Source organism: Bradyrhizobium sp. STM 3843, from assembly GCF_000239815.1.
In the GTDB taxonomy this organism is placed as follows: Bacteria; Pseudomonadota; Alphaproteobacteria; order Rhizobiales; family Xanthobacteraceae; genus Bradyrhizobium.
The window spans coordinates 1-20,474 of sequence record NZ_CAFK01000236.1 but is presented as its reverse complement, the minus strand read 5'-3'; the positions used below and the strand labels follow the sequence as shown (position 1 = coordinate 20,474).

Here is a 20,474-nt window from a genome sequence, read left to right as displayed (position 1 = left end):
AGGGTTGGGGTGGGGGTAAACCGAGACGGCAGTGCGTGTAGCTCCCCCCCTCCCTGCCCCTCCCCCACAAGGGAGGAGGGAATGAGAGAGTTTCGCCTACATCACCAATGCCGGTCACGCCACTCACCCCTTCGCCAGCGAGCGATAGTCGAGCCGCCGGTGGAACCAGTACTGATAGCCGGAGATGTTCTTCTGCATCGCCACGTTGACATAGGGCTGATACAGCGGGATGCGCGGAATGTCGGTGAAGGCGAGATCGACGAAGCCTTTCACGTCCGCATCGTAGCTCGCCTTGTCGCCGGTCGCGGCCGCATTGCGCGCGCCGTCAATGAGCTTGTCCATCTCCGGCGACTGATAGCTCATCGTATTGAAGATCGAATTGTTGCCGTGATAGCACCAGTAGAAGAAGTACTCGGGGTAATCGAGCCAGCCTGAGAAGACGTTGGTGTAGAGCGGCAGCACCTTCTTGGTGAGTTCGGTCCGCCAGTTCGCGCCGGGCACCTTGTTGATGGTGCATTTGATGCCGATCTGTCCCAGGCTCTCCTGCACCAGCACGCAGAGCGGCTCGTTGACCTGGGCGAAATTGAGATCGAAGGAGAGCGTGGTTTCGAAGCCGTTGGCGTAGCCGGCTTCCGCCATCAGCGCCTTGGCCTTCTCAAGGTCGGTCGCATATTTGTGCGGCTGCGGCCACGCCACCTCCGTCGGCTTGTCGGCCGCCGCGCCAAACATCGGATTGGCCAGCCCGAACATCACGGCGTCCATGATTTTCTGATAGGGCAGCGCATAGGCCACTGCCTGGCGAACCTTCGGATTGTCGAACGGCGGCTTGGTGACGTTCATGCCGATATACTGGATGCCGTTTGAGAACGGCAGCGACACCACGTTGAGCTTGCTCTCCGCCTTCATCTCTTGAAAGTCTTTGTTCGGCAGCTCGTAGGAGATATCGGCATCGCCGCGCTCGAGCAGCGCACGGCGGTTGCCGGCCTGCGGCACCATGCGCCAGATCACCCGCCTGATCTTCGGCAAAGGACCCGACGCCCATTCGTCATTGCGCTCCATGACCACTTCGGTGCCGGCGGTCCATTTCGTGACCTTGTAGGCGCCGGAGCCCGCGGTCTGCTGCTTGGTGAATTCGAGGCCCCAGGGATCCTTCTCGGAGGCGTTCTTCTTTACGAGCTCGGAGTTGACCACGCAGGGCACGATCACGGCGAGATCGGGGATCGTCAGCCGGTCCTTCTTCACGAAGTCGACGCGCACGGTATAGTCGTCGACCACCACGAACTGCTCCGGCTTGGTCAGCGAGCCCGCGCTCATCTGAAAGGTCGGAAAGCCGCCGACGCTGACCGCGCGATCGAGCGACCATTTGACGTCCTTGGCCGTGACCGGCGCGCCGTCGTGGAATTTGGCGTTCTTGCGCAGCTTGAAGGTGACGGACATGTCACCGACGTTCATGTCCTCGGCCAGTTCGGGCTTGAACTTATCGCGATCGTAGTAAGGCACCCCGCCGGGGCCACTCTTCATCTCATGGCTGATCAGGCGGTCGTAGCAATTCCACGACACCTCATAGCCCGGCACATTGGTGCCGACACCGTGGATGTCGAGGTTGTTGGGACCGCCTTCGGACACGATCAGAAGCGTCTCGGACCGTGCATCCGCCTTCGCCTGCGAGATGACGTTGGGCGCCGCGGGCAGCACGGCTCCCGCTGCCAATCCGGAAACCGATTTCAGGAAATCACGACGCTTCATGCAAATGCTCCGGTCAGAAATCAGTTTTGCGGAGAACATTCGCAAGCTTCGTGCCAATGGCGTGCTTATGTGCAAGCGCTTGAACTTGCTCGACAATGCACGGATTGCCGCAGCACGCGCATGTTGCGATTGCATACAGCGCGGCAGTTTTGCACATCGTTTAGGCTGGTCAGCCGGGCCAGATCAGCTCCTGCAGCTCATCAAGGTTGGCAGCCTTTGAGGGCCAATCCTCGATACAGATATGCCGGAGAGGATCGCTGGCCCGATGCAGCAGCATCAAAGCGAGCAGGCGGCGCTTGAGGCTGTCGCTGATGGCATCCTTGGCATAGCCATAACCCGCCAAGAGACTGCGCACCCGTCCCGGATGGCCAGCCGTCATGAACGCGCTCGGCCCGAGCAGATCGTACTCGCCCCATCCGGTCAGCACATCGCCGAAGTCGAACAAGCCAGAAACAGCCCAGCCATCACCGCGGCGCGCGACCAGGAAATTTTCCGGGATGTATTCACCGGTGAGGATCACGGGCACAGGCGTCATCGGGATCAGGTTCTGCGCCTCGCTCAACAAGGCATCGACCCCAGCCAGGAATTTATCCGGCAGGCCGAGCCGCTGATGCCGCGCGCGGCATCCCGCGATCTGCCCCTGCATGAACGTCGCCCAATCCGGCGCGATTTGCGCGAGTTCTCCCGGCGGCACGCGCTGCACCTCGGCAATGGTTTCGCCCAGTTGCCCGAGCAGGCGCTCCTTTGCCACTTCGGTGGCACCAGGCCAGACATCGGAGGCAAGTTCGCCCGACAGCCTGGTCATGATGAGATAGGTCCACTGCTCGCGCTCACCTTCATGCACGAGCTCGGGGATCGCGATGCGGACCTGACCGGCCAACACCCGCAACGCGCCCCGCTCGGATAGAAACTGGCTGCGGTGCATCGGCGGAAAGATCTTCAGGATCAGGCGATCACCGATGCCGACCACCAGATTCGTTCCCGTCGCAAACGGCGTCGGCGCCCACCCGGCGTAGCCATGGCTGCGGGCGATATCGCGCGCCAGAGGCAGCCAGCGCTGCGGATCGCTGCGAAGGCCGCGAAACTCCGTTGCGTCGGTCAGTCGTGGTGGCGAGATCATGCTGCGATCAACGGATGCGGCGCCAAGCTTAACGGTCCGGGCTCGCGCGCTCGAACTGTCGCAACAGCTTGTTGCCGCGTTCGACTGCGGCATCGAGCGCAGCCTGCGGCGATTTCCGGCCGCTGATGGCCTGCTCCAGCTCGTCCTCGATCGCATCGCGAATCAGAACGAAGGAGCCCAGCCGCAGGCCGCGCGAGTTCTCGGTGGGCGGATGCAGCGTGATCTGCTCGATCGCGATCGCCGCACCGGGATCGCGATCATAGAAGCCCTGCGCGCGGGTGAGCTCGAACGCGGCACGGGTGATCGGCACGTAGCCGGTCGCCTGGTGCCACGCCGCCTGCACCTCCGGCCTCGACAGGAAGGCGAAGAACTTGGCCACTCCCTTGTACTCGGCACGCGGACGATCCCGAAGCACCCACAGCGTGGCGCCGCCGATGATCGAATTCTGCGGGGCGCCGGCCACATCCGGCCAGTACGGCATCATGCCGTAGCCCACTTCGAATTTCGAATTGGCCTTGATGTCGGCGCGGGTCGCCGACGAGCCGATGAAGATTCCGCATTCGCCCTTCTGAAAGCGCGGCTCGGCGCTCTGTCCGCGCCCGCTATAGTCGAACACTTTCGCGGACTGCCAATCCGCCAGTTGTGCGACATGGCGCGTCAAGACGGGATTGTTGAAGATGAGGACGGCGTCAAGGCCGCCGAAACCGTTGATGCGCGTCGCGATCGGCAGATTATGAAAGGCTGAGAAATTCTCGACGTGAATCCAGGATGGCCAGGATGTCGTGAAACCGCACAGGGCACCGCTGTCGCGCAGCCGCGTCGCCGCCATTCCGACCTCCGGCCAGGTCCTGGGCGCAACCTCCGGATCAAGTCCCGCGCGACGGAACATGTCCTTGTTGTAGTACAGGATCGGCGTCGACGCATTGAACGGGAACGATAGCAGATTGCCGTCGACATCGGCATAATAGCCGGTCACGGCCGGCAAATAGGCGGAGGGCGAGAAGCGCTCCTGCTCGTCGCGCATCAACTCGAAGACTGGATAGATGGCGCCCTTGGCCGCGGTCATCGTGGCGGTTGCGATCTCGTTGACCTGCACGATCGCCGGCTGGCTGCGTGAGCGGAATGCGAAGATCGCGGCCGTCACCGTCTCGGTGTAGTTGCCCTTGTAGCTGGGCACGATGCGGTAGTCGGCTTGCGAGGCATTGAATTCTGCGGCGAGCTTCTCGACCTGCTTGCCGAGCTCGCCCGACATCGCATGCCACCATATGATGTCGGTCGCGGCAGAAGCGGGCGTAATGCCCCAGCTCATGGCTGCGATGAAGCTGATCCACAGAGAACGCAAGAGGACAGTCACGGCAATGATTCCCAGTTCAGAGCGATGAAAATTCTGATAGGCAGAAATGAAAGTTCAAATAGGACAAACCGCAGCCGCAACTATGTGGCGAAACGTATCTGTTAACCAACCATTGACGAGCATCGCCATCTCGGCAGAATGGTCTTATAGCACCCATTGCAGACTGCATTGAACCTTTTCGCGTCGGACTCGACCTCATCACTAAGGGGACCATGTTGCCTGTGTACCGCGCCCATCTTTCGCGGAGCTTGAGTGTGAACGGCGCGCCAAATCCGGATCGGGCCCTTCCACCGCTGCTTTCCGCCTTTCATCTCGGCACGGTTGCGATGCACAATAACGGCCAAATCGTATCGCGTAACGCTAAGCTCGGCCGAGGGACGGCCGCCTCCCGTCCGCGCCAATACGGGCCGAGGTAGCTCAAAGTGGCGACCACCGACCAGCAGGGCGCGAAAGACCGGCAGGTCGGCCTGGCGGCGCTCGGTCGTGCCCGGATGGTGCGCCTGCTTCGCGCGGTACCGATCCGCTGGCGGATCCTGTCCATCGCCGCGCTCAATTCGGCCGTGGTCATCGTGCTGGCGGGCCTGATTTGGAATGGCGCGGCCGTGCTGGGCTCGGCCTGGGAGGATGTCCGTCAGGTCCGCGAATCCGACAAGATCCTGGCGCTCCTCGAGAGCGAGACCAGCCGGCTGCAGAACCTCATCCACCGCTATATCAACCAGCCCAGCCCGGAGCTGTTCGCCGAGATCCTGCTCCTGCGCGAGGCTGTGCTCGGCACCCTGACCACCCGTGCGTCCACCGACCCGATGTTGTCGGGATCGGTCGAAGAGCTGGAGCGGGTCACGGTCCGCTTTCTCGACGGCTTCGGCGAGTTGCGCAGCCTGCAGGCAACGATTTCGAAGACCTATGAGGACGAGGTGCTTGGTCCGGCCCGAGAGATGGCCGGCCTCTATTCCGTGATCGAAGGCGCGACCGGCCACCGCGACGCGCAAATCTGGCCACCGCTCGGTCGATCGCGCGAAGCCTTCACGGCGATGCTCGTCGCGGCGAACTCGTATTATCTGTCGCTGGCGCCGGCCTCCGCCGAAGAGGCGCGGCGCAACACCGAGGTCATCGAAAAGACCATTCCTCAGATGTCCGGCCTCGCCGACAACGAGCTTCAGCGCCTGGCGGTGGAACGGCTGTCGGCGCGCACGGCCGCACTCCGTGCCGGTTTCTCGAAGCTCTCCGATGAGCTGACCAACCGGACCGAGCTGTTGCGCAACACCATCGATGCGAGCCAGGCCGAAACCATCGGGGCCATCGACGACCTGTCGGTGCAAATGCGCCAGCGCGAGCAGAAGGCGCAAGCCACCTTCGACCGGACGCTGGCCGACATCTCGCGCCGGGTGCTCTCGATCGCGGTGTTTTTCCTCGGCATCATCCTGTCGGCGGGCGTGCTGATCGCGCTGTCGATTCGGCTGCCGCTGCAGCAGATCATGGCCGCGATGCGGGCCATCGCCTCCGGCGACTACGACCGCAAAGTTCTGGGCACGGAGGCGCGCGACGAGATCGGCGCCATGGCGCGCGCCGTCGAGATCTTTCGCGAGAACGCGATCGCCAAGCGCAAGACCGAGGACGAGCTGCGCACGTCCAAGGAGAGGGCCGAGAGCGCCCTGCTCGAGCTCAACGCCGCGCAGCGCAACCTGATCGATGCCGAGCGGCTCGCCGCCCTCGGCGGCCTGGTCGCCGGCGTCGCGCACGAGGTGAACAACCCGATCGGCATCAGCCTGACGGTCGCATCGAGCTTTGCCCGCCGTGCCGACCTGTTCGAAACCGAGCTGAAGTCCTCCAGCGGCCTGCGTCGCTCGCAGCTCGAGGATTTTGTGCGCTCCTCGCGCGACGCCTCTCAGCAGCTGGTCGCCAATCTGCAGCGCGCCGGCGAACTGATCCAGTCGTTCAAGCAGGTCGCGGTCGACCGCTCGCATGCGGAGCGGCGGCAGTTCATCCTGAGCGAAGCGACCGACCAGATCATCACCAGCCTGAAACCGGTGCTGAAACGAGCGCCGATCGCGCTCACGGTCGACGTGCCCGAAGGGCTTCCGATCGACGGCTATCCCGGCTCTTATGGACAGATATTGACCAATCTGTTCCTCAACGCCGTCAACCATGCCTTTGCAGACGGCCGCGCTGGCACGATCTCGATCACAGCCCGCCCGCGCGGAGCTGACGATATCGAAATCATCTTCTCCGACAACGGGGCCGGCATGACGCCCGAGGTGCAGCGTCAAGCCTTCGATCCGTTCTTCACGACCCGCCGCAACGAGGGCGGCACCGGACTCGGATTGCATATCGTCTATAATCTTGTGACCCAGCAGCTCGGCGGCCGGATGATGCTCGAGTCACGGCTGGGACAAGGCACTACCTTTCGCATTATCATGCCGCGGGTCGCCCGAGGTTCTAAGGAATTGGGCGGCTCCGAAACTGCAGGGGACGGAACGACGCAATGGCCGAACAGGACGATGTCCTCCACCTGATCGACGACACCGGCATCGTCGAGAACGACCACTCGGCGCGGAAATGGAAGATCGCGGTCATCGACGACGATCACGCGGTGCATGAGGGCACCCGCTTTGCGCTGTCCGACTACAGCCTCAACGGCCAGGGGCTCGAGATCCTGTCGGCCTATTCCGCGGCAGAAGGCCGCACCCTGATGCGCGACCACCCTGACGTCGCGGCGGTGCTGCTCGACGTCATCATGGAGACCGACGTCGCCGGTCTCGACCTGGTCGAATACATCCGCAACGAAATCAAGAACGAAACGGTGCGCATCATCCTGCGTACCGGGCAGCCCGGCCAGGCCCCGGAGCGACGGGTCATCGTCCAGTATGATATCAACGACTACAAGGCGAAGACCGAGCTCACGGCCGACAAGCTGTTCACGTCGCTGACCGCGGCGTTGCGCAGCTATCAGCAGCTCGAGCGCATGGTGCAGACCCGGCGCGGGCTCGAAATCATCATCGACGCCGCCTCCACGCTGTACGATTTCAAGTCGATGCAGCGGCTTGCCGAGGGCGTGCTGACCCAGATCGCCTCGCTGCTCAATGTCGATTGCGCAGGTATTTTGGTGCTGCGCGATGACGGCAGCCAGACCGAAGATTTCGCCGTGCTCGCAGGCTCCGGCTGCTACAGCCGCTTCACGGGCGCGCCGAGCTCGAAATCGCTCGACCCCGATCTGCGCAACATGGTCGAAGCCGCCTTCAAGCAGCGGGTGAACGAATTCGCCGACCAGCGCACCGTGCTTTACGTGCGCACCGGCTCCGGCCGCGAGGTGGTCGTGCTGCTGCAGGCGGAGCGCCCGCTCTCGGAGACCGACCGATCGCTGGTCGAGATCTTCTCCAGCCGGCTGTCGATCGCCTTCGACAATGTGATCCTGTACCAGCAGCTGCAGGAAGCCAACACCCAGCTCGAGGACCGCGTCGCCCAGCGCACCCGCGCGCTGATGCAGGCGAACCGAAGGCTGTCGGCGCAATGGCTTCGCCTGCAGCGCGCCAACGGCTTCAAGAACGAGATTCTCGGCACCGTTGCCCATGACCTGAAGAATCCGCTCGGCGTGATCATGGGCCGCACCGAAATGCTGACCGAGCTGATCGCGACCGGCGCCTCCAAGGACGGCACCACCGCCCAGATCGAGCATATCCGCGATGCCGCCAAGCGGCTGACCTCGATGGTGGATCATCTGATCTCCGACGCCATGGCCGATGCGTTCGACATCACGATCCGGCGCGAGTCGGTCGACATCGCAGCGCTCGCCCATGAAGTGGTCGAGGCGAACCAGCCGCTGGCGCACAACAAGCAGCAGATCATCTCGGTCTCGGCGCCGGCACATCTTCCAACCATGTGCGACACCGACCGCATCCGCGAGGCGATCGACAATCTGCTCAGCAATGCCATCAAATACAGCCCGATCGGCGGCCGGATCGGCGTCGAGGTGAAGGGCGACGAGGACAATGCGGTGATCAGCATCAGCGACCAGGGCGCGGGTCTGTCGCCTGAGGACCTGGGCCGTCTGTTCGGCCGCTTCCAGCGGCTATCGGCAAAGCCCACGGCCGGCGAGAGTTCAACCGGACTCGGCCTTTCGATTGTCAAGCGGATTGTCGATATGCACGGCGGCGAAGTCACTGCTAAAAGCGATGGTCCCGGCCAGGGATCGACCTTCACCATCATGCTTCCGACGGCCGAACTGTCATGACCCAGAGCCAGCACATCATCATCGTCGACGACGAGGCGCCGGCCCGGGAGATGGTTGGCGATTACCTCAAGATGCACGGCTTTACCGTGACCCTGTGCGAGGGCGGCAAGAGCCTGCGCAATGCGATCGCGGCCGGTCCTGCCGACCTGGTCGTGCTCGATCTCAACATGCCCGAAGAGGACGGGCTGTCGATCATCCGCGACCTCAAGAGCCGCACCAACATCCCGGTCATCATGCTGACCGCGACCGCAAGCCCGATCGACCGGGTCGTCGGCCTCGAACTCGGGGCGGACGATTATGTCGCCAAACCCTGCGAACTGCGCGAATTGATGGCCCGCATCCGCTCCGTGCTGCGGCGGAGCACGCCTGCCAAGGCGGCGGCGCCCGCGCCGGACGTTGCGGCCGCGAAGCCGAAGGAGCAGCTGGTCCGCTTCGGCACCAAATGGCTGGACCTCGATGCCCAGGCGTTGCGCGATGACGAGGGCAATGAGCATCCGCTGACCGCATCCGAGTTCAGCCTGTTGAAAGTGTTTGCCTCCAACCCCAAGCGGGTGCTGTCGCGTGAGCGGCTGCTGGAGCTTGCCAATGCCCGCGACGCTGAGGCGTTCGATCGCGCGGTGGACCTCCGCATCATGCGCATTCGCCGTAAGATCGAGCCCGATCCCGGCAAGCCGGCCGTGATCCGCACCATCAGAGGCGGTGGCTACCTGTTCTCCCCGGCGGGTGAAAAGGCCTGAAGCCCGCCTTCCGCCATGCGGAATACGGCATGGCAGGCCACAAAATGCCAGGGCGCGAAAAGCTCCACAATTTCGCCATGAGTATTTCGCCGCGTTGCTGCTGACGAAACAATTACCCCCGTCCACGAAACCATTTTCCTGCCCTGGTGCAGACGTCCCGAAACCGGCCCCCAGTAACAATCCGGGTCGACGAAACGCCGCAAGGGGGCGGCGGAACGGGAGAGCGTCATGCAAAACGTCGTTGCCATCAATTCCGCAGCCAGCCAGGGCATCATCGCCGCCCAGGCGACCTCGGACGACATGCTCCTGCAGAGCATTGCCGATGGCGGCCGCACCGCGATGCACGTTCTGTATTCGCGGCATCATGTGCGGGTCTATCGCTTCATCCTGCGGATCGTGCGCGACACAACGATTGCGGAAGACCTGGTCAGCCAGGTGTTTCTGGATGTCTGGCGGACCGCGAAACAGTTCGAGGGCCGGTCGCAGGTCTCGACCTGGCTGTTGTCGATCGCGCGGTTCAAGGCGTTGACCGCGCTGCGCCAGCGCCGGTTCGAGGACATCGACCAGGAGGAGGTGCGCGAGATCGCCGACGATTCGGATACGCCGGAGACGTCGCTCGAGCGCGCCACCACCAGCGCCATCCTGCGCGCCTGTGTCGCAAAATTGTCGCCCGCGCACCGCGAGATCATCAACCTCGTCTATTATCATGAGAAGTCGGTCGAGGAGGTCGGACAGATCATTGGCATCCCGCAGAGCACGGTGAAGACGCGCATGTTCTATGCGCGCAAGCAGCTCGCCGATCTGTTGCGGGGCGCAGGCGTAAACAGCCTCGCTGCTTGACTGACCGATCGCTGACCAGGTCTTTTTTACGAAAATTTGCCGGGACAGGCGTAATGCCCCGGCAAGCTCCCGGCGGAAGACGCTGAACGAAACAATTGAAACAATCGGCGCAATCACCCGGAAAAGGTCCCCTGCTACGACCCTGATCGTCGACTGAAACCCAGTCCCCCAGCTGGCTTCAGTCCTGAAGCGAAGCGATTCTCACCGGACGAGTTCCACCTTCCAAGTTGCCCCATGGCCCGGAGGATGCCCACCTCCGGGCCGTTCTCTTTTTGCGGTGCGCTACTGCCGCCCTGGGGCAATTTGGCATTTGATCCTGCCGGTTGAGCGGTGCGATTTTCCCGTCACACGCCGCGTGCTAAAGCAGCCGGGCATGGTTGACGGACGGTGCGCATGTTCGGTTTGGATGCAGTTGATCTGGGGCGGGCGCAATTTGCCTTCACGATGACCTTCCACATCGTGTTTCCGGCGTTCTCGATCGGGCTCGCCTCCTATCTCGCGGTGCTTGAAGCGCTGTGGCTGTGGACCGGGCGCGAGGTCTTCATCAACTTGTTCCATTACTGGCTGAAGATCTTCGCGGTCGCCTTCGGCATGGGCGTGGTGTCGGGCATCGTGATGTCCTACCAGTTCGGCACCAACTGGTCGGTGTTCGCCGACAAGGTCGGCCCGGTCATCGGCCCGTTGATGGCCTATGAGGTGCTGACGGCGTTCTTCCTCGAAGCCGGCTTTCTCGGTGTCATGCTGTTCGGGCTGAAGCGCGTCGGTCCCCGCCTGCATTTCCTCGCCACCCTGATGGTCGCGATCGGGACCCTGATCTCCGCATTCTGGATTCTCTCCGCCAATTCTTGGATGCAGACGCCGGCCGGCTATGCGGTCAATGCCGAGGCCCAATTCGTCTCCGCCGACTGGCTGAAGGTGATCTTCAACCCGTCCTTTCCCTATCGGCTGGTCCATATGGTGCTGGCCGCCTATCTGACCACGTCGCTTGTGGTCGGCGCCGTGGGCGCCTTCCATCTGCTCCACAATCCGCATTTGCCGGGCCCGCGCGTGATGTTCTCGATGGCGATGTGGATGGCGACCCTGGTGGCGCCGATCCAGATCCTGGCCGGCGACCAGCACGGGCTCAACACGCTCGCGCACCAGCCGACGAAGATCATGGCGATGGAGGGTCATTTCGAGAGCCACCAGGATGGCGCGCCGCTGTATCTGTTCGGCTGGCCCGACGAGGCCGCCGGCAAGCTGAAATATGCGGTCGGTATCCCAAAGCTGGGCTCGCTGATCCTCAAGCACTCGCCCGACGCGCCACTCGAAGGCCTCGACACCGTGCCGCGCGAGAACTGGCCACCGGTCGCGATCCCGTTCTGGACGTTCCGCATCATGGTCGGGCTCGGGTTCTTGATGCTGGCGCTTGGCCTGTTCAGCCTGTGGGAGCGCTGGCGCGGCCGGCTGTACCAGTCGACGCTGCTGCATCGCTTCGCGATCGCGATGGGGCCGGCCGGCTTCGTCGCCGTGATCGCGGGCTGGATGACCACCGAGATCGGCCGCCAGCCGTTCACCGTATATGGCCTGCTGCGCACGGCCGATTCAGCGTCCCCCCTGGCAGCACCCGCGGTCGGCTCATCCCTGCTCGCGTTCATCATCGTTTATTTCATCGTCTATGCCGCAGGCATTCTGTATCTGCTGCGGCTGATGGCGGCGCCGCCGCATCCCGGCGAGGAAGGACCGAGCACCGAGAGTCCGACGCGGACCGCGGGCATCACGCCGGCGCCCAGCGTGCCGACAGGAGTTGGCGCAACATGACGGCATCGATCGATCTGACGACGCTCTGGGCCTTCATCATCGCCTTCGCGGTCTTCGTCTATGTCGTGATGGACGGCTTCGATCTCGGGCTCGGCATCCTGTTTCCGCTGTTTCCGGCGAAGGAGGATCGCGACGTCATCACCAACACGGTCGCACCGGTCTGGGACGGCAACGAGACCTGGCTCGTGCTCGGCGGCGGCGGTCTGATGGCGGCGTTTCCGCTCGCCTATGCGATCCTGCTGCCGGCGATCTACACCCCGCTGATCGCAATGCTGGTCGGGCTGATCTTCCGCGGCGTCGCCTTCGAATTCCGCTGGCGCACCCGGAACAACCGCGCTCTCTGGGACCTCGCCTTTTCCGGCGGCTCCTGGATCGCCGCCCTGGCACAGGGCATCGCGCTCGGCGCCATCCTGCAGGGCGTGCATGTCGAGCACCGACAATATGCCGGCGGCTGGTGGGATTGGCTGAGCCCGTTCAGCATTCTCACCGGCGTCGCGCTGGTGATCGGCTATGCGCTGCTCGGCGCCACCTGGCTGATCCTGAAGACCGAAGGCGAGCTGCGCGACCAGGCCTATCGGCTGAGCTGGTATCTGTTGTTCGCCATGCTGATTGCGATCGGCGCGGTCAGCCTCGCCACCCCGTTGCTCACCATCCAATATGCGCAGCGCTGGTTTTCTTGGCCCGCGATCGTGCTGACCGCACCGGTGCCGCTTGCAGTCATCGCGGTAGCCGTGCTGTTGATGAAGAACCTCGCCGAGCGGCGGGACAGCTGGCCGTTCGTGCTGTCGCTCCTGCTCTTTCTGCTCTCCTATGCCGGGCTCGGCATCAGCATGTATCCCTATGTCGTGCCGCAGAGCGTGACGATCTGGCAGGCAGCAGCGCCCGAGCGGAGCCAGTTGTTCATGCTGGTCGGCGTTGCCGTGCTGATCCCGCTGATCCTCGCCTATACCGGCTGGGCCTATTGGGTATTTCGCGGGAAGGTCAGAGCTGACAGCGGCTATCACTGATGCCCTCCTTGAATGACGAGCCGACGCTTGCGAAGCGACTGCTGTGGTTCGCGGCGCTGTGGCTTGCGGGCGTGGGGACCGTCGCGGCTGTCGCATTCATCTTGCGGCTCTGGCTGAAGTCCGCCTGAGCATTGCCCCCGCGGCCGCCTTGACTTTGCATCAAAATCCCGCCTTTGATCGGGAGGGTGGTCAACAGGGGCAAGCTTGGTAGGGGTCGTTAAGGAGAGCTTGGAATGGCGGGGTTTCGTCACCTGATCTGCATCACAACGACCGCGATGGCGCTGGCCTTGTCCTCGGCGCATAGTTGGGCGCAGCAGCCGGAAGATCCGGGCGATCAGCCCGGTCTCGTCGCCGATGACAGCTTCGAGCTCGATCCGGAATGGCACAAGCAGATCGTCTACTACCGCACCACCGAACCGCCGGGCACGATCATCATCTCGACCACCGAGCGCCATCTCTATCTGGTGCAGCCGGGCGGCCGCGCGATCCGCTATGGCATCGGCGTCGGTCGTGACGGCTTCCAATGGCAGGGCCTGCTCAACATCACCAAGAAAGCCGAGTGGCCGGACTGGACTCCGCCGCCGGAGATGATCGCGCGCCAGCCTTATCTGCCGCGCTTCATGGCCGGCGGCCCGGGCAATCCGCTCGGCGCGCGCGCCATGTATCTGGGCACCACGGTCTACCGCATTCACGGCACCAACCAGCCCTGGACCATCGGCACCAAGATTTCGTCCGGCTGCTTCCGCCTGGTCAATACCGATGTCGCCGATCTCTACGATCGCGTGCCGGTTGGCACCAAGGTCGTGGTGCGCCAGAAGCCGGAACTGTGACGGCGCAGTCGCGTCAATTTCAATCCATCGCTTTCTCCTGACATTTGCGAGTGACCCATGATGCGCACTTTTTGGGGCGGCCTGCTGATCGGGCTCGCCGTCGCCGTTCTCGTCGCGGCCGCCGCCGTGACCTATGAGGTCTACGATACCCGCACCTTGAAGCGTACCGTGCGGCGCGGCGAAGTGCTGTGCGGCGTCAATACCGGCCTGCCCGGCTTCTCGATCCCCGACGACAAAGGCAATTGGAGCGGCTTCGACGTCGACTTCTGCCGTGCCGTGGCCGCCGCGATCTTCGATGATCCAAGCAAAGCGAAGTTCGTGCCGCTCGACGCCAATGAACGCTTCAAGGAGTTGCAGAGCCGCAAGGTCGACATCCTCTCGCGCAACTCGACCTGGAGCATGTCGCGCGAGCAGAACTACGATCTCTATTTCCCCGCGGTCGCCTATTATGATGGCCAGGGCTTCATGGTGCCACGCTCGCGCAAGCTCGAGAGCGCGCTCGACCTCTCCGGCAGCAACGTCTGCGTGCAGGACGCGACCACGAACGCGCTCAACCTCGCCGACTACTTCCGCGCCAACAACATGAAGTATGAAGAGGTGAAGCTGAACAGGCTCGAAGACGTCGTCAACGCCTATGACAGCGGCAAGTGCGACACCTTCACAGCCGACGTCTCTCAGCTCTATGCGCTGCGGCTGAAACTGTCGAAGCCGAACGATCACGACATCCTGCCCGATTTGATCTCGAAGGAGCCGCTGGCTCCCGTGGTGCGCCAGCGCGACGACGACTGGATGATGATCGTCAAATGGACGCTGTATGCGATGATCAACGCCGAGGAGCTCGGCGTCAGCTCCAAGAACATCGACGAAGCCCTGAAATCGAAGAAGCCCGACGTGATGCGGCTGGTCGGCAATGAAGGCTCTTTCGGCGAGGATCTCGGCCTCTCCAAGGATTGGGCGGCGCGCATCATCCGTCGTGTCGGCAATTACGGCGAGGTCTATGAGCGCAACATCGGCAGCGAGTCTGCACTGAAGATCCCCCGTGGCATGAACCAGCTGTGGAATGCCGGCGGCATTCAATACGCGCCGCCGATCAGGTGAGACGGAGGACGGCGCAGGCACAAGTGCTACGCCGTCGTTCCGGGGCGCCCGTGCGACATAACAGCGGAGTCGTTTTGCGCGGAGGGCAAGCCGGGAAATGACAAGCTGAGGGTTCGTAGCTTCTCTCTACTCCCACACCTCGAACAGCCAGATATGCGCTCACATCCTCGCGGCGCGATTCGCGTCCGAGCTTTGCAAATTCATTCGCCCTCTTGAGATAGAGGGCGCAGGGAAGGCCGGACCTCGACTGAGGCCCGTGGCCCGCCTGCGGAAAAAAGTGCAGGCGGCAGGTACCACAGGTCCAGCCGGACGAGCCCGGCCTTCCCTGCGCGATGGTTTTAACGGCTGCTTCGCGATCTCCCTGGGGACCGGGCTTTCTTGCCCCCATCATCAGCGAGATGCGTTGCGCATCATCAGCCGACTTGACCTCAGCGTCGGGAGGTCAGGACCACGCGACTTGACCGTCCACACCAGACTTGCTCGCCGGCTCAGCGAATGCAAAGCCCCAAGCCCGATGCGTCCATCGCTCCCCGCCGCTACGCTTCGTGACGATCGGCCGAAACGCCCCTCTTCATCGCGAACGGGATAGCCGAGATCATCGTTGTGATTTGCCCGACGACACAAGCGCGCACACCTGCGGCAAACTGGCACGACGGGCAGTTTGCGCATCCCGCGGTTGCGCAAGCTGCCCGCCGGGCAACTGAGAAGCACATCGTTTTGTGGCGGTCGAAAGGCACACTGGTCTTCGAAATTGCAGTGCCGACATCGAGCAAGTGCTCCGCGTTCGTGATATGCTGTTTCAATGATCAGGCAGATTGTTTGAGGCGATCTGCATCCCACAACTGTGTTTCGCAAATGACCATGCAGACCCCGCAGCCTATCGCGACCGAAGCCTTCACCGACGCCGATGCGGCGGTTGCGCGCCTTGAAGAGATCTACGAGCGCAACACCCAGTTCCTGCGCGACCGCTTCCAGGCTTATGCCAATGGCGAGGCGTTCCAGGGCCACGTGCGCGCCACCTATCCATTCGTGCGCATCACGACCTCGACCCACGCCCGGCTCGATTCGCGCCTGTCCTATGGGTTCGTCGCCCGGCCGGGCGTGCACGAGACCAGCGTCACGCGCCCCGATTTGTTCCGGCTCTATCTCACCGAGCAGATCCGATTATTGATCGAAAACCACGGTCTGCCGGTCGAGATCGGCGTCTCCAACGAACCGATCCCGATTCACTTCGCCTATCGGCGCGACATCAATATCGAGGGGTCGCTGGCGGGCGTCGACAGCGCCCTGCTGACGCGGTCGCTGCGCGACGTGTTCGACACGCCCAATCTGGCGGCGATGGACGACGCGATTGCTGACGGCACCTTCGAGCGCGCGCCCGGCGAGCCCGAGCCGCTGTCGCTGTTCCGGGCGGCGCGCGTCGACTACTCGCTGCGGCGGCTTTATCACTACACCGGAACCGACCCCGAGCACTTCCAGAACTTCGTGATCTTCACCAACTATCAGTTCTATGTCGACGCCTTCGTACAAGCCTGCCAGCAGCGCCTCGCCGCGGGTGAGGCCGGACCCGATGCGTTCATCGCACCCGGCAACGTGATCATGCGCAACCAGCGTCTGGGCGGCGGCACGACCGGGACGGCGCCCGAGCGCCTGCCGCAGATGCCGGCCTATCACCTCGTCGAGCCCGGCGATCAGGGCATCACCCTGATCAACATCGGCACCGGACCGTCGAACGCGCGCAACGTCACCGACCATGTCGCCGTGCTGCGGCCGCGTGCCTGGCTGATGCTCGGGCACTGCGCAGGCTTGCGCAACTCGCAGCGGCTCGGCGACTACGTGCTCGCCCATGGCTATGTGCGCGAAGACCACGTGCTCGATCACGAGCTGCCGCCATGGGTGCCGATTCCCGCACTCGCCGAAATGCAGGTGGCGCTGGAATCCGCGGTCGGCGACATCACGGGACTGTCGGGCTTCGAGCTGAAGCGGATCATGCGCACCGGCACAGTCGCCAGCGTCGACAACCGGAACTGGGAGATCAGCGGCCCTGCGGTGATCCGCCGCCTGTCGCAGTCACGCGCCATCGCACTCGACATGGAGTCGGCGGCCATTGCCGCCAACGGCTATCGCTTCCGCGTGCCCTACGGCACGCTACTCTGCGTGTCCGACAAGCCGCTGCATGGCGAGATCAAGCTCGCCGGCATGGCCAATGAGTTCTACCGCCAGCGCGTCGGCCAGCATCTGCAGATCGGACTGAGGGCGCTGGAGCGGCTGAAGCAGGAAGAATCCGAGCGACTGCATTCGCGCAAATTGCGCAGCTTTGCGGAAGTGGCGTTTCAGTAGCATTGTCGCCCGCGTGATGGCGCGCTCTTTTTTTGAACTACACGCATTGTCGTACCCCGCGAAGTCGGGGTACCCAGTACTCCGCGGCCTCTCGATCTATCTCTGCCTTCTCGGTGTACTGGATCGTCCGCCTTCGCGGACGATGACAACTGAGGTGGCGATGACGCACCTCACATAGCGTCCTAATACCCCCGCATCTGCGCCAGCCGGTCGGCGTGATAGTTCGCATCGCCGAACAGCTCCTCGCAGACGCGGGCGCGCTTCATGAAGAAGCCGATGTCGAACTGGTCGGTCATGCCCATGCCGCCATGCATCTGCACGCCCTCCTGCACCGCGCGGGTCGCGGTGGCACCAGAACGCGCCTTGGCGACGGCAACGAGCGCAGCGGCGTTGGCCGGATCGGTGTCGAGCGCCTGCAGCGCCTTCAGCACCGCGGCGCGGGTGATCTCGATCTCGATATAGAGATGAGCGGCGCGGTGCTGCAGCGCCTGGAATTCGCCGATCGCCTTGCCGAACTGCTTGCGCTCCTTCAGATACGCCACGGTGCGGCCGAACACCTCTTCGCTCAAGCCCACCGTTTCGGAGGCAACGGTAGCGCGGCCAAGATCGAGCACGCCGTCCAGAAGATCATAGCCGCGATCGATCTCGCCGAGCACGTGATCGGCATCGCATTCGACATTGTCGAAGGTGATCCGCGCCGCGTTGTGCGCATCGACCATCACGGTGCGCTCGATCGCAATGCCTTTGGCCTTGGGATCGACCAGAAACAGCGTGAGCCCGTCGCGCTCGCCGGCACTGCCTCCGGTCCGCGCCGCAACGATCAGGAGATCGGCGACATGGCCGTCGACCACCAGCGCCTTGGCGCCATTCAGCTTGAAACCGTTGCCGGAACGGGCGGCCTGCATGGCGGTGTGCAGCGGACGATGCTTGGCGCCCTCATCGAGCGCGAGCGCGGCCAGCCGTGAGCCATCCGCGATCTTCGGCAGATGCTCCGCCTTCTGCGCCGTGGCGCCGCCATGCGTCAGTGCCGAGGCCGCCAGCACAGACGATGACAGGAAGGGCGACGGCATCAAGGTGCGGCCGATCTCTTCCATGACGACGCCGGCCTCGACCGCGCCCAAGCCGCTGCCGCCATGCTCCTCCGGCACCAGCAGGCCGGCAAAGCCCATCTCGGCGAAGGTCGCCCAGAGCTCGCGCGAGAAGCCGGTCCCATCGCGACTGTCGCGCAAGGCTCGCAGATGCGCCACCGGCGCGTGATCGCTGATCAGCCCGCGCGCACTGTCGCGCAGCATGGATTGTTCTTCGGTGAGGAGGAGGGGCATGGGCATTCCGTTCGGAAATTGCTGTCAGTTTGAGAGGCGTCATTCCGAGGCGCCTCGTAGAGGCGAACCCGGAATCTCGAGGTTCCGGGTTCAGGCTTCGCCTGCCCCGGAACGACGGTGCGGCGTCATGCCCCCGGCAGATCGAGGATGCGCTTGGCGACGATGCCGAGCATCACCTCGCTGGTGCCGCCTTCGATCGAATTGGCCTTGGTGCGCAGCCAGGCGCGCGGGCGGGCGCCTTCGCGCGAACGCGTGCTCTCCCATTCCAGCGCGTCGATGCCGCCGGCCGACATCAGAAGCTCGTAGCGGCGCTTGTTGAGCTCGGTGCCGTAATATTTCATGGCCGACGAGAACGCCGGATGGCCCTGCCCCGCCTTGGCGAGATCGGTCATCCGCTCGGCGGCCGCTGCGAGCGCGGCCTCGTCGACCTCGAATGTCGCGATCTGCCCGCGCAGGAGCGCATCGTCGAGCCGACCCTGGCCATCGCTGCCGATCGCATCGGCAGCGATCTGGCCAAGCGGCCGGCCGACGCCGCGCTCGCCCATGCCGGAGATCATCGCGCGCTCGTGCTGCAGCAGATATTTGGCGACGTCCCAGCCGCGATTGATCTGACCGACCACATGGGCCTTCGGCACGCGGACATTGTCGAAGAAGGTTTCGCAGAACGGCGAGCGACCGGAGATCAAGAGGATCGGCTTGGTCGAGACGCCCTTGGACGCCATGTCGAAGAGGATGAAGCTGATGCCGTCGTGCTTCTTCGCTGCGGGATCAGTACGTACCAGACAGAAGATCCAGTCGGCGTAGTTGGCATAGGAGGTCCAGATCTTCTGGCCGTTGATGATGAAGTCGTCACCGTCACTTTCGGCGCGGGTCTGCAGCGAGGCGAGATCGGAGCCGGCGTTCGGCTCGGAATAGCCCTGGCACCAGCGAATGAGCCCGGCGGTGATCTTCGGCAGGTGCTCCCGCTTCTGCGCCTCGGTGCCGTATTTCAAGAGCGCCGGCCCGAGCATGGAGATGCCGAACGACGTCAGCGGCGGCCGCGCGCCGAGCTCAGCCATCTCCTGGCGCAGGATCTTGGCCTCCTCGCCGTCGAGCCCGCCGCCGCCATACTCCTTCGGCCAGTGCGGCACCGTCCAGCCCTTGTCGCGCATGCGCTCGAACCAGATGCGCTGCGGCTCGGACGAGAATTTTGCGTGGCGGCCGCCCCAGAACGTATCCTCTTCCGAGGTCATCGGCGTACGCATCTCCGGCGGGCAGTTGGCCTCAAGCCAGGCGCGGGCTTCGCGACGGAATGTTTCGAGATCGGCCATCGGCGTTTCCATTGTCAAGATTGTTGCCTGAGACCTAAGCTCAAGGACAGGCGAAATTCAATATCGATGTCACGCCGCATGCGGTGGTATCTGCGTTGGCGTGACGCTTTGAAAGCAGGAAGGAAACCGACATGCGGCTGAAACTTCTTTCGCCTGGCGAAATGAGCGCGGACCAGCGCCAGACCTATGACGAGTCGATCGCCAGCAAGCGCGGTTCGCCACCGCCACCGATGATGGCCTGGCTCAACAGCCCGGAGATGGCGCGGCACGCGACGCGGCTCGGCGCTTTCCTGCGCTACGACACGGTGTTTCCCGCCGCCCTCTCGGAGATCGCAATCCTGGTCACGGCGCGGCACTGGACCGCGCATTACGAATGGTACGCGCATAAGCGGCTGGCGCTGCAGGGCGGGCTTGATGTCAAGATCATCGACGACATCCGCGATCGCCGCACGCCTTCGTTCAGCGATCCCAAGGCGAAGATGATCTACGACGTCGCGAAGTCCCTGCACGAGGGACATGGCCTGACCGATGCACTCTACACGGAAGCCATCGCGCTGCTCGGCGAGCGCGGGCTGGTCGAGATCATCGGCCTGTGCGGCTACTACACGATGGTGTCAATGACGTTGAATACGTTCGAGTTCGATCTGCCGGAGGGGCAGGTGTCGGAGTTGAAGTGAGGCGATCCGAAGATCGGCGGCCTCTTCGCTGCGGTGCCAATTGCTGCGCCCTCTCCCCTTGCGGG

16 protein-coding genes are annotated in these 20,474 nt (G+C 63.6%); 11 read left to right on the top strand and 5 right to left on the bottom strand.

Annotation, left to right across the window (positions count from 1 at the left end):
• Positions 1 to 123: 123 nt before the first annotated feature.
• The 3 genes from BRAS3843_RS24480 to ugpB form a co-directional block, all read right to left on the bottom strand.
• On the bottom strand, positions 124 to 1,746 hold the full coding sequence (locus BRAS3843_RS24480) for an ABC transporter substrate-binding protein (protein ID WP_008971771.1): 1,623 nt from the start codon (positions 1,744 to 1,746) through the stop codon (positions 124 to 126).
• 169 nt (positions 1,747 to 1,915) lie between these two features.
• Positions 1,916 to 2,866, bottom strand: coding sequence for an aminoglycoside 3'-phosphotransferase/choline kinase family protein (locus BRAS3843_RS24475; protein ID WP_008971770.1), 951 nt, complete (start codon positions 2,864 to 2,866; stop codon positions 1,916 to 1,918).
• Positions 2,867 to 2,894: 28 nt separating this feature from the next.
• The gene (gene ugpB / locus BRAS3843_RS24470) at positions 2,895 to 4,175 is read right to left on the bottom strand and encodes a sn-glycerol-3-phosphate ABC transporter substrate-binding protein UgpB (protein WP_050886511.1); all 1,281 of its coding nucleotides are present in this window, start codon (positions 4,173 to 4,175) and stop codon (positions 2,895 to 2,897) included.
• Between the two features lie 536 nt (positions 4,176 to 4,711).
• Here ugpB and BRAS3843_RS24465 point away from each other — a divergent pair.
• From BRAS3843_RS24465 to BRAS3843_RS24425, 10 genes are all read left to right on the top strand, one after another.
• A complete protein-coding gene (locus BRAS3843_RS24465; protein WP_244425458.1) occupies positions 4,712 to 6,733 on the top strand; it encodes a HAMP domain-containing sensor histidine kinase in 2,022 nt (673 codons plus the stop codon).
• Complete coding sequence (locus BRAS3843_RS24460) at positions 6,703 to 8,448, top strand: DUF3369 domain-containing protein (RefSeq protein WP_008971766.1); 1,746 nt, start codon at positions 6,703 to 6,705, stop codon at positions 8,446 to 8,448. The genes BRAS3843_RS24465 and BRAS3843_RS24460 overlap by 31 nt, the downstream gene beginning before the upstream one ends.
• Positions 8,445 to 9,185 carry a response regulator gene (locus tag BRAS3843_RS24455; protein WP_008971765.1) on the top strand — a complete coding sequence of 247 codons (741 nt, stop codon included), beginning with the start codon at positions 8,445 to 8,447 and terminating at the stop codon, positions 9,183 to 9,185. Before BRAS3843_RS24460 ends, BRAS3843_RS24455 begins: the two co-directional genes overlap by 4 nt.
• A 228-nt stretch (positions 9,186 to 9,413) precedes the next feature.
• Entirely contained in the window at positions 9,414 to 10,025 is a 612-nt protein-coding gene (locus tag BRAS3843_RS24450; protein ID WP_008971764.1) for a sigma-70 family RNA polymerase sigma factor, read from the top strand.
• Positions 10,026 to 10,418: 393 nt separating this feature from the next.
• Complete coding sequence (locus BRAS3843_RS24445) at positions 10,419 to 11,825, top strand: cytochrome ubiquinol oxidase subunit I (protein ID WP_008971761.1); 1,407 nt, start codon at positions 10,419 to 10,421, stop codon at positions 11,823 to 11,825.
• The gene (cydB, locus tag BRAS3843_RS24440; RefSeq protein ID WP_008971760.1) at positions 11,822 to 12,832 is read left to right on the top strand and encodes a cytochrome d ubiquinol oxidase subunit II; all 1,011 of its coding nucleotides are present in this window, start codon (positions 11,822 to 11,824) and stop codon (positions 12,830 to 12,832) included. Before BRAS3843_RS24445 ends, cydB begins: the two co-directional genes overlap by 4 nt.
• The gene (locus BRAS3843_RS40340; protein ID WP_085967009.1) at positions 12,832 to 12,960 is read left to right on the top strand and encodes a DUF2474 domain-containing protein; all 129 of its coding nucleotides are present in this window, start codon (positions 12,832 to 12,834) and stop codon (positions 12,958 to 12,960) included. The genes cydB and BRAS3843_RS40340 overlap by 1 nt, the downstream gene beginning before the upstream one ends.
• A gap of 105 nt (positions 12,961 to 13,065) precedes the next feature.
• Positions 13,066 to 13,662 carry a L,D-transpeptidase gene (locus tag BRAS3843_RS24435; protein WP_008971758.1) on the top strand — a complete coding sequence of 199 codons (597 nt, stop codon included), beginning with the start codon at positions 13,066 to 13,068 and terminating at the stop codon, positions 13,660 to 13,662.
• A 60-nt stretch (positions 13,663 to 13,722) separates the two neighbouring features.
• Positions 13,723 to 14,760 carry an amino acid ABC transporter substrate-binding protein gene (locus BRAS3843_RS24430; RefSeq protein ID WP_008971757.1) on the top strand — a complete coding sequence of 346 codons (1,038 nt, stop codon included), beginning with the start codon at positions 13,723 to 13,725 and terminating at the stop codon, positions 14,758 to 14,760.
• Positions 14,761 to 15,615: 855 nt separating this feature from the next.
• Positions 15,616 to 17,100: an AMP nucleosidase gene (locus BRAS3843_RS24425; protein ID WP_008971755.1), complete on the top strand. Its 1,485-nt coding sequence runs from the start codon at positions 15,616 to 15,618 to the stop codon at positions 17,098 to 17,100.
• Positions 17,101 to 17,282: 182 nt separating this feature from the next.
• Here BRAS3843_RS24425 and BRAS3843_RS24420 read toward each other — a convergent pair whose 3' ends face one another.
• Complete coding sequence (locus BRAS3843_RS24420; protein WP_008971754.1) at positions 17,283 to 18,422, bottom strand: acyl-CoA dehydrogenase; 1,140 nt, start codon at positions 18,420 to 18,422, stop codon at positions 17,283 to 17,285.
• A gap of 125 nt (positions 18,423 to 18,547) precedes the next feature.
• Complete coding sequence (locus BRAS3843_RS24415; protein WP_008971753.1) at positions 18,548 to 19,732, bottom strand: acyl-CoA dehydrogenase family protein; 1,185 nt, start codon at positions 19,730 to 19,732, stop codon at positions 18,548 to 18,550.
• A 131-nt stretch (positions 19,733 to 19,863) separates the two neighbouring features.
• On the opposite strand from BRAS3843_RS24415, the gene BRAS3843_RS24410 reads away from it, so the two are divergent.
• On the top strand, positions 19,864 to 20,409 hold the full coding sequence (locus tag BRAS3843_RS24410; RefSeq protein ID WP_008971752.1) for a 4-carboxymuconolactone decarboxylase: 546 nt from the start codon (positions 19,864 to 19,866) through the stop codon (positions 20,407 to 20,409).
• The last annotated feature ends 65 nt before the right edge of the window (positions 20,410 to 20,474 follow it).